Source organism: Neisseria sp. HMSC078C12, assembly GCF_001838065.1.
Taxonomy (GTDB): Bacteria; Pseudomonadota; Gammaproteobacteria; order Burkholderiales; family Neisseriaceae; genus Neisseria.
In genome coordinates this window covers 90,263-103,894 of record NZ_KV835582.1, presented here as the reverse complement: position 1 = coordinate 103,894, position 13,632 = coordinate 90,263, and the positions used below count along the sequence as shown (strand labels likewise).

10 protein-coding genes are annotated in these 13,632 nt (G+C 53.6%); 2 read left to right on the top strand and 8 right to left on the bottom strand.

Going from position 1 to position 13,632, the window contains the following annotated elements; genetic code table 11:
* Nucleotides 1-80: 80 nt before the first annotated feature.
* Together HMPREF2596_RS00805 and sstT are read right to left on the bottom strand one after the other, a co-directional pair.
* On the bottom strand, nt 81-1,937 hold the full coding sequence (locus HMPREF2596_RS00805; RefSeq protein ID WP_070848940.1) for an ABC transporter ATP-binding protein: 1,857 nt from the start codon (nt 1,935-1,937) through the stop codon (nt 81-83).
* 227 nt (nt 1,938-2,164) lie between these two features.
* Entirely contained in the window at nt 2,165-3,388 is a 1,224-nt protein-coding gene (gene sstT / locus HMPREF2596_RS00800) for a serine/threonine transporter SstT (RefSeq protein WP_070848938.1), read from the bottom strand.
* Nucleotides 3,389-3,835: 447 nt separating this feature from the next.
* On the opposite strand from sstT, the gene HMPREF2596_RS00795 reads away from it, so the two are divergent.
* Both HMPREF2596_RS00795 and HMPREF2596_RS00790 read left to right on the top strand, forming a co-directional pair.
* On the top strand, nt 3,836-5,677 hold the full coding sequence (locus tag HMPREF2596_RS00795; RefSeq protein WP_070848936.1) for an autotransporter assembly complex protein TamA: 1,842 nt from the start codon (nt 3,836-3,838) through the stop codon (nt 5,675-5,677).
* A gap of 78 nt (nt 5,678-5,755) precedes the next feature.
* Nucleotides 5,756-9,904 carry a translocation/assembly module TamB domain-containing protein gene (locus tag HMPREF2596_RS00790; RefSeq protein WP_070848934.1) on the top strand — a complete coding sequence of 1,383 codons (4,149 nt, stop codon included), beginning with the start codon at nt 5,756-5,758 and terminating at the stop codon, nt 9,902-9,904.
* Nucleotides 9,905-10,145: 241 nt separating this feature from the next.
* Here the strand turns inward: HMPREF2596_RS00790 and HMPREF2596_RS11165 are convergent, their stop codons facing one another.
* The 6 genes from HMPREF2596_RS11165 to HMPREF2596_RS00765 form a co-directional block, all read right to left on the bottom strand.
* A complete protein-coding gene (locus HMPREF2596_RS11165; RefSeq protein WP_049323681.1) occupies nt 10,146-10,319 on the bottom strand; it encodes an anti-sigma factor family protein in 174 nt (57 codons plus the stop codon).
* Nucleotides 10,320-10,331: 12 nt separating this feature from the next.
* The gene (locus HMPREF2596_RS00785) at nt 10,332-10,910 is read right to left on the bottom strand and encodes a sigma-70 family RNA polymerase sigma factor (RefSeq protein WP_063068580.1); all 579 of its coding nucleotides are present in this window, start codon (nt 10,908-10,910) and stop codon (nt 10,332-10,334) included.
* A 142-nt stretch (nt 10,911-11,052) separates the two neighbouring features.
* Nucleotides 11,053-11,739, bottom strand: coding sequence for an HvfC family RiPP maturation protein (locus HMPREF2596_RS00780; RefSeq protein ID WP_049323684.1), 687 nt, complete (start codon nt 11,737-11,739; stop codon nt 11,053-11,055).
* Entirely contained in the window at nt 11,729-12,571 is an 843-nt protein-coding gene (locus HMPREF2596_RS00775) for an HvfB family MNIO-type RiPP peptide maturase (protein ID WP_070848932.1), read from the bottom strand. Before HMPREF2596_RS00775 ends, HMPREF2596_RS00780 begins: the two co-directional genes overlap by 11 nt.
* Nucleotides 12,572-12,657: 86 nt before the next feature.
* The gene (locus HMPREF2596_RS00770; protein ID WP_049333024.1) at nt 12,658-12,930 is read right to left on the bottom strand and encodes a hypothetical protein; all 273 of its coding nucleotides are present in this window, start codon (nt 12,928-12,930) and stop codon (nt 12,658-12,660) included.
* 96 nt (nt 12,931-13,026) lie between these two features.
* Nucleotides 13,027-13,476: an HvfX family Cu-binding RiPP maturation protein gene (locus HMPREF2596_RS00765; RefSeq protein ID WP_036492355.1), complete on the bottom strand. Its 450-nt coding sequence runs from the start codon at nt 13,474-13,476 to the stop codon at nt 13,027-13,029.
* Nucleotides 13,477-13,632 lie beyond the last annotated feature (156 nt).

Here is a 13,632-nt window from a genome sequence, read left to right as displayed (position 1 = left end):
TATCCCGCCTGCCCTTTGCTTCATGAATAAAGGCCGTCTGAAAATGTTTTCAGACGGCCTGTTATCTTCTTTCAAAGCGTTTAATTGTTTTCCCACTCGACATGCTCACTCAAGAAACCGCCGCTTTGGTGCGCCCAAAGTTTGGCGTACAGGCCTTGTTTCTCGAGGAGCTCGGCATGGCTGCCTTCTTCGATGATGCGGCCTTTGTCCAAGACGATGAGGCGGTCCATCGCGGCGATGGTGGAGAGGCGGTGGGCGATGGCAATCACAGTTTTGCCTTCCATCATTTTGTCGAGGCTTTCTTGGATGGCGGCTTCGACTTCGGAGTCGAGCGCGCTGGTGGCTTCGTCAAGCAACAGAATCGGCGCATCTTTGAGCATAACGCGGGCGATGGCGATGCGTTGGCGCTGGCCGCCGGAAAGTTTCACGCCGCGTTCGCCGACGTGTGCGTCATAACCGCGCCGGCCTTTGGCATCGGAAAGGTTAGGGATGAAGTCGGCAGCTTCGGCGCGTTCGGCGGCGGAAATCATTTCGGCGTCTGTGGCATCGGGGCGGCCGTAGATAATGTTGTCGCGCACGGAGCGGTGCAGTAGCGAGGTATCTTGCGTTACCAGACCGATTTGGGCGCGCAGACTTTCTTGGGTCACGCTGTCCACGTTTTGGCCGTCGATCGAAATCGTGCCGCTTTGCGGTTCGTAAAAGCGCAGGAGTAGGTTGACGATGGTGGATTTGCCTGCGCCGCTGCGGCCGATCAAGCCGACTTTTTCGCCGGGTTTGATGTTCAGATTAAAGCCGTTGAGGAGCGGTTTGCCTGCTTCGTAGGAGAAATCGACGTGTTCAAACTTGATTTCGCCTCGGGTAACTTTCAGCGGCAGGGCTTGCGGCTTATCGAGGATGGTGTGGGGTTTGGACAGGGTGGCCATGCCGTCGTTGACGGTACCGATGTTTTCAAACAATCGGGCGGATTCCCACATGATGTATTGCGACAAACCGTTCACACGCAATGCCATGGCCGTGGCGGTGGCTACCGCGCCCACGCCGACTTGACCGTGATACCAAAGCCAAATGCCCAAAGCGGTTGTGCCGACGGTCAGCGAGCTGTTGACGATAAAGCTGCAGGTATGCAGCAGCGTTGCCAAACGCATTTGGGCATGGACGGTTACCATAAACTCTTCCATCGACTGCTTGGCATAAGCAGCCTCGCGTGCGCCGTGGGAGAAGAGTTTGACGGTGGCGATATTGGAATATGCATCGGTAATGCGGCCGGTCATCAGTGAGCGCGCATCAGCCTGACGCGCAGCGGTTCTGCCGAGTTTGGGAATCAGGAAACGCATAATCATGGCAAATCCAATCATCCAGCAGATAAACGGCACGATAAGCCAGGCATCGAATGAGGACAGAATCACGCCGGAAGTGATGAAGTACACCAACACATACACAACCATATCGGCAACGGTCATCACAACATCGCGCAACGCCAGCGCGGTTTGCATGACTTTGGCGGACACGCGGCCGGCAAACTCGTCCTGATAAAAGCCCAGGCTTTGTCCCAGCATCAGGCGGTGGAAATTCCAGCGCAGGCGCATGGGGAACACGCCTTGCAGGGTTTGCAGGCGTACATTGGAAGCGAAAAAGGTCCAAACGGCAAAAAATGCCACCATGGCCATCATGCCGATTAATGCATGGCCTTTTTCAACAAAAAGCGTTTGCGGCGTATAAGTGCCGAGCCAGTCGACCACCTTGCCCATAAACTGGAACATCAAGGCTTCCATGATGCCGACGCCGACCGTAAACACGGCCAACACGGCAATCCATTTGCGCACGCCTTCAATATTGCTCCAAATAAACCGCCACAACCCTTTTTCAGGCGTTTTCGGAGCGGCTTCAGGATAAGGATCGATGCGGGACTCGAACCATGAGAATATTTTTTTAATCATTGTTTTTGCAAATTTGATAAGACGGCCAGGCCGTCTGAAAAGGATAACTCAAATACATTCAAGACTGTATTTTACGGGAAAAATCCGACTGATGACAGCGGATACCGTCAGTCCGACCAAAACAATCTATCGGCTTGACCATCTAAAAATCCCTTTTATTTGCATAAAACAAAGGCCGTCTGAAACTTTTCAGACGGCCTTTGCCGGGTTGAGCTTAAACCTAAAAATTACTCTTTACGTTGGCGGCCCAAATCGGCAGCGGCAGTAAACAAAACGTCGGTGGAAGAGTTCAACGCAGTTTCTGCAGAGTCTTGAATCACGCCGATGATGAAGCCGACGGCAACCACCTGCATGGCCACATCGTTGTCGATACCGAACAGGCTGCACGCCAACGGAATCAGCAGCAACGAGCCGCCGGCCACACCGGATGCACCACACGCACTGACGGTAGCCACCAGGCTCAACAGCAGGGCAGTGGCGAAGTCAACCGTAATGCCTTGCGTGTGCGCCGCAGCCATCGCCAAAACGGTAATGGTGATTGCCGCACCGGCCATATTGATGGTTGCACCCAATGGAATGGAGATAGAGTAAGTGTCTTCGTGCAGGCCTAGTTTTTTCGCCAATGCCATGTTCACAGGGATATTGGCGGCGGAAGAACGGGTAAAGAAGGCATACACGCCGCTTTCGCGCAGGCAGGTAAACACCAGCGGGAAAGGATTGCTGCGGATTTGCGTCCACACAATAATCGGATTGACCACCAACGCAATAAACAGCATACAGCCGAGCAATACGGCCAACAGCTTCATATAACCGGCAAGCGCTTCAAAACCGGTTTCCGCAATGGTAGAGGACACCAAGCCGAAAATACCCAGCGGCGCAAAACGGATAATCCATTTCACAACGGTCGAAACGGTATCGGCCAAATCGGCCGCTACTTGGCGGGTCGTATCCGAACCGTGATGGCGCAAAGCCGCACCCAATATCAGGGCCCAAGCCAAAATGCCGATATAGTTGGCATTGGCCAGCGCATTAATCGGGTTGGCCACCAAATTCATCAGCAACGTTTTCAACACTTCGATAATGCCGGAAGGCGGTGCAACGGATACATCGCCGGCCGCACGCAGAATCAGCGTGGTCGGGAATGCCAGGCTGGCGACAACCGCCACCACAGCCGCTGCAAACGTACCAAAAATATACAAAATCAAAATCGGTTTGATGTGGGCCTGATTGCCTTTTTGGTGTTGCGCGATGGCGGCAGTCACCAAAACAAATACCAAAATCGGCGCGATAGCCTTAAGCGCACCGACAAACAGGCTGCCCAGCAGTCCTGCGCTGATACCGACTTGCGGCGAAAATGCACCCACAAGAATACCTAAAACCAAGCCGATGGCGATTTGTACCACCAGGCTGACGCTATTAATCGCGTTCAAAAGCGGATTGCCACTTGCCATATCCGTTCCTTCAATTTAAAGATATGTTAAAAAAGTCTTACATTCTAAAATAAAAAATCATTTGTCGGCGAGGTTTTCATGCATACCTCACAAAAACGGCATTAAAGTTTAGCATTTATGACACAGTTAGCACTTTATGCCAAAAATACAGCAAAACCCACTCAAACCCTAATTTAAAGCATACCCATACCATTGCCTTATCCCTCTGTATCTTGATTTCAGACGGCCTGAAATCTGCGCCATAAGGCCGAATACAAAGGCAACTTCATCAGTCAAAATACAAAAACATAAGTATTACAATCGTATAGAAACAAACCAAAATCTTCCCTTAAGTCGCATTTGGCAACATTATCGCGCTAAATTTCCGTTTATAACCATAGCCTGAAAGCTTGCAGAAATAATGTTAAAATCCACAGACTGAAGAATTGCCGCTGTCGAACACACATCATGACCAAACTGACCTACCCTGTTTTATTCGCATCTTTGGCGCTCGCCTACGGACACGCGTTGGCAGTAGATACTTCCGTTCCCAAAGCGGAAGACTACGAGGCTGTTCCCGAATCCGAAATGCCCAAGCAGCCCAAAGACGACCAAACAGGCAAACTCAAGCCCAAATTCCCCGTCAAAATCGACACCCAAGACAGCGAAGTCAAAGAAATGCTTGAAGAATATCTGCCGCTGATTACCCAGCAGCAGGACGAAGAGCTGGACAAAGAGCAGGTCGGCTTCCTTGCCGAAGAGGCGCCCGACAACGTCAAAACCATGCTCCGGACCAAAGGCTACTTCAACAGCAACGTCAGTATTCAAGACCACGGCGAAAGCTACACCGTCAACGTTACCCCCGGCCCGCGCACCAAAATCGACAACGTCAGCGTGGCCATCCTCGGCGACGTATTGAATGACGAAAACCTGGCCGAGTACTACCAAAATGCGATGGAAAACTGGCAGCAGCCCATTGGCGAAAACTTCGACCAAGACGGCTGGAATGCGAGTAAAACCTCCGTCCTCAGCGCGGTAACGCGCAAAAAATACCCTTTGGCGAAACTCACCACCACCCAGGCCACCATCAATCCCAATACCCAAAAGGCCGACTTAAACGTCATCGTGGAAAGCAACCGCCCGATTTACTTTGGCGAGTTCCAAATCACCGGCACGCGCCGCTACCCTGAGAGCGTGGTTTCCGGCATGGCGCGCTTCCAACCCGGTTCGCCTTACGACTTAGACAAAATTCTCGACCTGCAACAGGCGCTCGAACAAAACGGCCACTACTCGGGCGCGTCCGTACAGGCCGACTTCGACCAACTGCAAGGCGACCGCGTTCCCGTCAAAATCAACGTGACCGAAGTCAAACGCCACAAACTGGAAACCGGTATCCGCTACGACTCCGAATACGGAATCGGCGGCCGCATCGCCTACGACTATTACAACCTCTTCAACAAAGGCTACATCGGCTCGGTCGTTTGGGACATGGACAAATACGAAACCACGCTGGCCGCCGGTATCAGCCAGCCGCGCAACAATCGCGGCAACTACTGGACAAGCAACATTTCCTACAACCGCTCGACCACGCAAAACCTTGAAAAACGCGCCCTGTCCAGCGGCATTTGGTATGTCCGCGACCGTAACAATATCGATGCCCGCTTCGGCCTCGAATTCATTACCGAAGACCGCAAAGTCCCCAACACCAGCTACGATTTGGGCCGAAGCCATGCCACCATGCTGACCGCCTCATGGAAACGGCAAAGCATCGAAACCGAGCTGCATCCTCAAAACGGCTACTACCTCGACGGCAAAATCGGCTCGACCTTGGGCAAATTCCTCTCCTCCACCCAAATGGCGCGTGCTACGGCACGGGCAGGCTATTTCTTCACGCCTGAAAACAAAAAAATCGGTACGTTCATCGTACGCGGACAGGCCGGCTACGTTTATGCCCGCGAAGGCGAAGAAGTGCCGTCCAGCCTGATGTTCCGCACCGGCGGCGCGACTTCCGTACGCGGTTACGAACTCGACAGCATCGGTTTGGCCGGCCCCAACGGCTCCGTCCTGCCGCAACGCGCCTTGGTGGTCGGCAGCCTCGAATATCAATTCCCGGTTACCAAAAGCTTCTCCGGCGCCATCTTCCATGATGTCGGCGATGCGGCAAGCAACTTCAAACACATGACCTTAAAACACGGTACCGGCTTGGGTGTGCGCTGGTTCAGCCCGGTTGCGCCGTTCTCCTTCGACATCGCCTACGGCCACCACGACAAAAAAATCCGCTGGCACATCAGCTTGGGCACAAGGTTTTAACAAACATACACCATCCATTCTTTCAGACGGCCTCAGCCATTCCAGGCCGTCTGAACAACAGACAAACAGAAAAATATCATGACCGATACTGCAAACACTTCCACGCCATCTGAACAACAGCCCGCCCCGCCAAAGCGCAAAAAACGCCTGTTGCGCGGCTTTGTTCTGTCCGCCTTGGGCGTATTGACCGTTTCCGCCGGCGCGATCGGCTGGCTGGTCGGTACGGAATCGGGTTTGCGTTTCGGTTTGTACAAAATCCCGTCATGGTTCGGCGTCAAAATCTCTTCGGACACACTGAAAGGCACGCTGATTGAAGGTTTTGAAGGCGACAAATGGTTGATTGAAACAGACGGTGCGGACATCAAAATCAGCAGCTTCCGTTTTGATTGGAAACCGTCCGAGCTGTTCCGTCCGTCTTTGCACATTACCGAAGTCGTAGCCGGCGACATCGCCATCGTGACCAAACGCACGCCGCCCAAAGAAGAAGAGCCGTCAAAAGGCCTGCCCGATAGCATAGACTTGCCCGTTACCGCCTATCTCGACCGTTTGGAAACCGGCAAAATCAGCGTGGGCAAGCGTTTTGACAAGCAGACCGTCTATCTCGACCATCTGCACGCGGCCTATCATTACGACAAAAAAGAACACCGCCTCCACATCAAAACTGCCGATACGCCATGGAGCAGCTCGACAGGCGCGGTGGTGCTCGGTTTGAATAAACCCTACGTCCTCAATACCGCTATTTACACCAAAGGCCAGCTTGAGGGCGAAACCATACACGGCACGGTGCGCCTGTGGGGCAGCCTGCAAGACGTGTACACCGACCTGCTGCTCGACGGCGACAACGTTCATTTGTCTGCCAAATCCACCATCCACCCATTCGCCGACAGCCTCAACGAAACCGTCGGCGAAATCCTGGTTAAAGGTTCCAACATCAATCCGCAGGCCTTCCTGCCCACCCTGCCCAAAGCACGTCTGAATTTCGACGCCACCACCATTCCGTCCTTTACAGACGGCGTTGCGCTGGAAGGCTCGATAGACTTGGAAAACGACCAAGCCGGTTTTGCCGATGAAAACCATATCCCCGTCAAACGCATCCTCGGCGAATTCATCGTCGACGACAAAGGCACGGTCAAAATCGAAGACATCGGCGTCGGCCTGCTCAAAGACGGCAGCATTGACGTATCCGGCTCTATCGACACCGCCCAAGACCAGCTCAAACTCGCACTGGGCATCAACAATACCGGCGCGGACGACTTTGTCCGTCAAAACATTGCAGGCCGTCTGAACGGCAGTATCGACGTCAAAGGCGAAACCTCCTCCCCCGTCGTCAACTGGAATCTCGACAGCGGATTTGCGCGCACAGACGGCATGCTGTTTTTCCAAACCGACAAACAGCTCGGCCAGCGCACGCTCAAGCTCGACAAAGTCCGCCTGGTTCCGCAAAACGGCGGCGAACTCAACGCCAAAGGCTCGCTCGAACTCTTCAAAGACCGCAAACTGCAACTGGACATCATCAGCAAAGCCTTCAATCCTGCGCGCATCGATCCGCAGCTTCCGCAAGGCAGCGTCAACGGCAACATCAACTTGACCGGCATACTGGCGCAAGAGAAATTCGCCGGCAAAATGCAGTTTGCACCGAGTACGCTCAACGGCGTTCCGCTCAGCGGCAAAGCCGACGTCGCCTATGAAAACAAACACCTCTCGCGCGCCCTGACCGACCTGACCCTCGGCAGCAACATCGTCAAAACCAACGGCAGCTTCGGCAAAAAAGGCGACCGCCTCAACCTCAACATTACCGCCCCCGATTTGTCGCGTTTCGGCTTCGGCTTGGGCGGCCTGCTCAACGCGCGCGGCTACATCTCCGGCAGCTTTTCAGACGGCCTCAAAACCCTTGAAGCCGATTTGAACGGCGAAGCGCGCAACTTCAAAGTCGCCGATGCCGTCAACATCCGCACCCTCGACTTCAAGCTCAAAGGTTCGCCCGACATCAACCGTCCGCTGAGTGCCGACATTAAAGGCGAACACATCGCCGTCTCCGGCGGCACGGCCATGATCGACAACGTCAACCTGCTCATCAGCGGCACAGGCTCGCACCACCACATCCGCGGCAACAGCAACATGGCGGTGGACAACAAACGCTACAAGCTCGACCTCGACGCCGCCGGCGGCCTCAACAAAGACCAAACCCAATGGAAAGGCACGGTTGACACGCTCGACATCAGCGGCGCGTTCAACCTCAAACTGCAAAACCGCCTCAACCTCGAAGCCGGCAGCGAACGCGTCTCCCTCAGCAGCGCACGCTGGGCGGCCATGGGCGGCAGCCTCAACCTGCAAAATTTCGTTTGGGACAAAAAAGCTGGCATTACCAGCAAAGGCAGCGCGCAAAATCTGCACATTACCGAGTTGCACAACTTCTACACCCCGCCCATCGAACACAACCTCGTCTTGGGCGGCGACTGGGATTTGGCGTATAGTCAAAACGCGCGCGGCTTCCTCAACATCAGCCGACAAAGCGGCGACATCATCCTGCCGGGCAAAGACCCGAAAAACAAACAGCCTTTGGGACTTTCCGCACTCGCCCTGCGCACCCGTTTCCAAAACGGCCGCATCGACAGCACGCTGGAAGGCAACACCCGCTTCGGCAAAGTTGACGGCACGCTCGGCATCGCCCAACAGTTCGGCAACAACATCAACAACGCCCCCGTCAGTGGCAAGGTCAATATCAACGTTCCCGATTTGGGCTCGCTCAAATCCTTTATGCCGGCGACAGCCCAAGGCATTGCAGGCCGTCTGAACGCGACCGCCACCATCGGCGGCCGACTCGGTTCGCCTACCGTCAACAGCAACCTCGACCTCCAAACCAATTACGGCCGAGCAGACGGCATTGTCAACATCGGTCAGGGTACCAGCTTCGATACCGCCCCTCTGAGCGGCAAGCTCAACCTGAATGTTGCCAACCTCGAAGTCTTCCGCAACTTCCTGCCCGTCGGCCAAACCCTCAAAGGCCGTCTGAACGCCGCCGTCAACTTGGCAGGCCGTCTGAACGATCCGCAACTGAGCGGCCAGATTAACGGCGACAACCTCTATTACCGCCATCAAACCCAAGGCCTGATTCTCGACAACGGCGTATTGCGTTCGCACCTGCAGGGTCAAAAATGGGTAATCGACAGCCTCAAATTCCACCGTGGCGGCACGATTGAACTCAAAGGCGCGGTCAACCTTGCCAACGCCAACCCCGATGTCGACGTGGACATCGTCTTCGACAAATACCGCACCCTCTCGCGTCCAAACCGCCAACTGCAGCTCTCCGGCGCGGCCAAAGTCCTCTACAATCCGGAAAAAGGCGTATCGCTCAACGGCACGCTCAACACCGACTACGGCAGGTTTGGTTCGCAAAAATCCTCCATGCCGACCCTCGATGACGACGTGGTTGTACTGGGCGAAACCAAAAAAGAAGCAACGGCCACCACGCCGATTAATCTGAACCTTGTCTTGAACATCAACGACAATGTCCGCTTTGTCGGCTACGGCGCAGACGTTACCATCGGCGGCAAACTAACCATCACGTCCCGCCCGGGCGAAGCCGTCCAAGGCGTCGGCACCGTGCGCGTTGTTAAAGGCCGCTACAAAGCCTACGGCCAAGACCTCGACATCACCAAAGGCGCGGTTTCCTTCGTCGGCCCGCTGACCGATCCGAACCTCAACATCCGTGCCGAACGCCGCCTCTCCCCGGTCGGCGCAGGTGTCGAAGTTCTCGGCAGCCTCACCAATCCGCGCGTAACCCTGGTTGCCAAAGAAGCCATGAGCGAAAAAGACAAACTCTCCTGGCTCATCCTCAACCGTGCCAGCAGCGGCAGCGACGGCGACAACGCCACGCTCTCCGCCGCCGCCAGCGCGTTGCTTGCCGGCCAAGTCAACGACCGCATCGGCCTTGTCGATGATTTGGGCTTTACCAGCAAACGCAGCCGCAACGCCCAAACCGGCGAGCTCAACCCTGCCGAACAAGTCCTGACCGTCGGCAAACAGCTCACCAACAACCTCTACGTAGGTTACGAATATGGCATCTCCAGCGCCGAACAATCCGTCAAACTCGTGTACCAACTGACCCGCGCCATCCAAGCCATTGCCCGCATCGGCACACGCTCATCCGGCGGCGAATTGAAATACACCATCCGCTTTGACAACTGGTTCGGCAAAGACGAACCCGAGCCGGAAGAACAACACTAAAAGCCGTGAAAAAGGCCGTCTGAAATTCATCTTTCAGACGGCCTTTATCTTGTTCTACCGTATTAGAATCTTTCTCCCATGCCTCAAATAGACAAAGGCCAACGGCGCGAATTTGAAAATAAAGGCAACTAAAAAAGTGGGCATCCCGCCACGGTTTATTCAAGGTTAGCGATAAATCAAGCGGACACAAAAAGGCCGTCTGAAACTGACAGGGTTAGGTTTCAGACGGCCTTTTTTTGAATCATCGAAACATCTTGTGCATGGCGTTGCTGATTAATTCGAGCTGTTTCTTATATTCGCGGCAACGGGGGCAGAGCGACAGGTGCACAGCAAGGGCAATGCGGTTAAAAAGACTGAGACGTACTTGGTCTTGCTGTTTGGAAATCAGATCGGTTATTTTGCGGCATTTTTTCATGGCATTTTCCTGTCAGGCATGGGAGAACCATTTGATTTGCAGACACTGGCGCAAGGTTTCACGAGCGCGGTGCATGATGGTGTGGTAGTTGGCATGGCTGATGCCGCATTGCTCGCGGATTTCATCACTTGAAAAGCCGAGAATCTCTTTCATGGTAAACACGCGGGCGGTATTTTCCGGCAGATGGTAGAGGCAGGTCTGCAAAACTTGATAGAACTCTTTATTGTTCAAACTGGCTTCGGGCGAGTCCCAACCCTGAGGCTGTCCTTCATCCGTCCAATGCCCGTCAGCGGCAAAATGTCCTTCAAAAGCTTCATCCAAGGCTTCCTCGTCGCGCGTGACGAAAACTTGGCGTTGCCGCCCGATTTGGCGCAGGCAGTCGGTAATTTTGTTTTTTAAGATTGCAAACAACCAGCTACTCACTTGTGCATCTCCTTTGAAACCTTCGGCCGCGCGGTAGGCGGAAAGCATGGTTTCCTGTACGAGGTCTTCCGCCAAATCGGGGCGGTCGGGCAGCTGGATATGGGCAAAGCGCAGCAGCAGTTTGCGGGATTCGGCAAGCTCGGCATCGGTCAGTTCGGGTAGGGCCATAATGTATCAGTATGAAATGAATGATCAATATGCTTCTGATTTTACGCTGATACGGCAAGAGCATGCGATTGAATCTATAAACGATTTCAGTAGTATTTTTGTTTCGGCGAAACCGACTGCACCCGTTTCAGACGGCCTTGATTTATGCCGCAACCAAAATGCCCTGTTCCAGCCAGCCAGCCCATTTTTGCCTTAATGCGTCCTGCCAGCCGCTTTCAGACGACATGAACTCTGCCAGCATGGTTTGCAGGCCGTTTAGGGAAGTGGGCGTCTCTGCCAGCGTTTCCAGCAATAAGGCGTCGAAATCGTTAAGGGTTTGGTACATCACGTCGTCTTCGTTGTCTCGCCACACCAAAACGGCAGTTTCCGCCTCCTGCAATTCGTCGGTCACGTCATACTGATAACGGCGCACAAAGGCGGCGGGAGAAAGGGTGTAAGCCAAATCGTCTGAATCGGCATAGGTTGTTCGGCTGTCGGTCTGAGCGGTTTCGGCGAGCAGCTGGGTGTGTTCAAAGTCCATCAGTGCCAAGAGGTCGTCTGAAAGCGGCAGGCTTTGGCAGTATTGGAGAAACTCGCCGGGGATTTCTTGAAAATAGGGCGTTTGGGCGCGCGCGTCGCGGACGAAACCTTCTTTCAGACGGCCCCATTCTTCGCTATCAAAGTATTGCAGCGTTTCGGTATAGCAGCGGTCGATAAAGCTGTGAATATTGTTGCGTATCAGGCGGATATAGACGTTCAACCGCTCTTGCGGCAGTCCGTCGGCGGCTTTGCCTTCGCGTATGGCTTGGGCAAAGCGGTGTTGGTATTGGGCGGAGGTTTCAGGCTGCACGGCGGTATTCCTTTCCGGCACGCGTTTGATAGTCGGCGATTTTGGCGACTTCGGCTTCGAGTTCGGCAAAAGGCGGAAAATTGAAATCGCGTTCCAACAGGGTAGGCGGAATCGTCGGCAGCTTGGCATAGGCCAGTTCGAGCAAATCCCAAACGGTCGGCAATACCGCCGCGCCGTGGGTATCAATCAACAATTCCGGCGTTTCCACGTCATGTCCGGCAATATGGATATAGCACACGCGCCCTGCATCCACATTTTCTAAAAAGGCTTCGGGCGACAACAGGCCGTGGTTGACAGCGTTGACGTAAATATTGTTCACATCGAGATGAATGCCACAGTCGGCCTCGCGTGCAACGGCGTTAAGGAACTCAACCTCGTTCATCTCGGCAAGTGGAGAATGCAGGTAGTAGGACGTGTTTTCTACAGCAATACGACAGCCCAACCGGTCTTGCACTTCGCGGATACGGCGCGCGGTATGTTGCACCATTTCTTCAGTGAAAGGCAGCGGTAACAAATCGTAGAGATGACCGCCGTCGTGGCAATAGCTCAAATGGTCGGAGAAAAACGTACAGTCATAACGGCGCATCATTTCTTTGATTCCGTCTATCAAATCGGTATCCAGCGGGGCTTGTCCGCCCAGCGACATGGATAATCCGTGTAATGCCAGCGGCAGCCGTTCCGCCACGCGGTCAAACTGTTTGCGCGCCCTGCCGCCCATTTTCAGCCAGTTTTCGGGGGCGGCTTCGATAAAGCGTATCGGGCTGTCGTCTGAAAGCGAGAGGAAGTCTTCCGCCAAGTCGCGGCGGTAGCCCAAGCCTGCATGTTGAATCATGGTGATGTCCTGTTATGGTGCCGTATGAACGACAAAGTCGCATTTTCGTTCATAAAATGCGACTTTGTTAAAGGTATGTTGCAGGATTATTTAGAACCGCATTTACCTTCGCCGCATTTGCCTTCTACTACTTTGGCAGCTTTGGCTTTAGATGCTTTGCCTTTTTTGGCGTGTGCTTTTTTCATGGCTGCGCCGCAAGAACCTTCACCAGCTTTGGCAGCCGCGCCGCAAGTACCTTCGGCAGCTTTAACAGTTTTCTCAACAGCCACGTCGCTGGCGGCTTTATCAGCGGCAACAACACCGGCAGCCAAAGACAGGGACAGTGCACCGGCCAAAGCAGCAGCTACATTTTTTTTCATTTCAACTTCCTTTTTAAAATATGGGTTTAAATAAATCAAGGGATAATATCGGGCATTTAAAGTCGGCCCGCGACCATTAATCCTTAAAGATAATCCTTAAAGAAAATGCTTGATGCGGCAACAGCGTTTCTTCAGCAGTGCATCCAAAGACAGACGGCCAGCGCCCTGTAACAGGACAGGAAATAAAACCACCAAATAAATCAGTGCCATTTTATAACCGTTGTCGCACACATTGTAACCCAAGCCGGCATGTACCGCAGACCATGCGACAGCCGTCACAACCATCAATCCCAACGCAGACAGCCGTGTTGCCAAGCCGATGATGAGCAGCGCAGGCAAAACCAGTTCCGCCCACATGGCCAAATTCCAGTTAACCGTATCCGACAACAAATTGAACGGAAAGGGAAATTGACTGTTTATTTCTGCAAACCAGTTTTCCCCGTTCCATTTTTCCAAGCCGGACTCAAGAAATTCATACGCGGCAAAAAGCCTGAGTGCCAACAAACCGAAAGCGGCCTGCCAAGAGGGGTTGGATGAGGTGTTCATTTATTTTCCTAATCGATGTGTGTCGAATGGGATGGGACGAAAAATCCATCGGCACCATCCCATTTTTCATGCCTGTTTAGACGCGGCAGCTTTAAAAAACTGACAAAATAAATGAAGATATTTTCTTATTCATTGTTTTATAAAGATTAAAAATTC

Excerpts from the sequence above, each read along its gene's own strand:
- HMPREF2596_RS00805 (WP_070848940.1), bottom strand. The coding sequence starts at position 1,937 with ATGATTAAAAAAATATTCTCATGGTTCGAGTCCCGCATCGATCCTTAT.
- HMPREF2596_RS00795 (WP_070848936.1), top strand. The coding sequence starts at position 3,836 with ATGACCAAACTGACCTACCCTGTTTTATTCGCATCTTTGGCGCTCGCC.
- HMPREF2596_RS00770 (WP_049333024.1), bottom strand. The coding sequence starts at position 12,930 with ATGAAAAAAAATGTAGCTGCTGCTTTGGCCGGTGCACTGTCCCTGTCT.
- sstT (WP_070848938.1), bottom strand. The coding sequence starts at position 3,388 with ATGGCAAGTGGCAATCCGCTTTTGAACGCGATTAATAGCGTCAGCCTG.
- HMPREF2596_RS00785 (WP_063068580.1), bottom strand. The coding sequence starts at position 10,910 with ATGGCCCTACCCGAACTGACCGATGCCGAGCTTGCCGAATCCCGCAAA.
- HMPREF2596_RS00775 (WP_070848932.1), bottom strand. The coding sequence starts at position 12,571 with ATGATTCAACATGCAGGCTTGGGCTACCGCCGCGACTTGGCGGAAGAC.
- HMPREF2596_RS00765 (WP_036492355.1), bottom strand. The coding sequence starts at position 13,476 with ATGAACACCTCATCCAACCCCTCTTGGCAGGCCGCTTTCGGTTTGTTG.
- HMPREF2596_RS11165 (WP_049323681.1), bottom strand. The coding sequence starts at position 10,319 with ATGAAAAAATGCCGCAAAATAACCGATCTGATTTCCAAACAGCAAGAC.
- HMPREF2596_RS00790 (WP_070848934.1), top strand. The coding sequence starts at position 5,756 with ATGACCGATACTGCAAACACTTCCACGCCATCTGAACAACAGCCCGCC.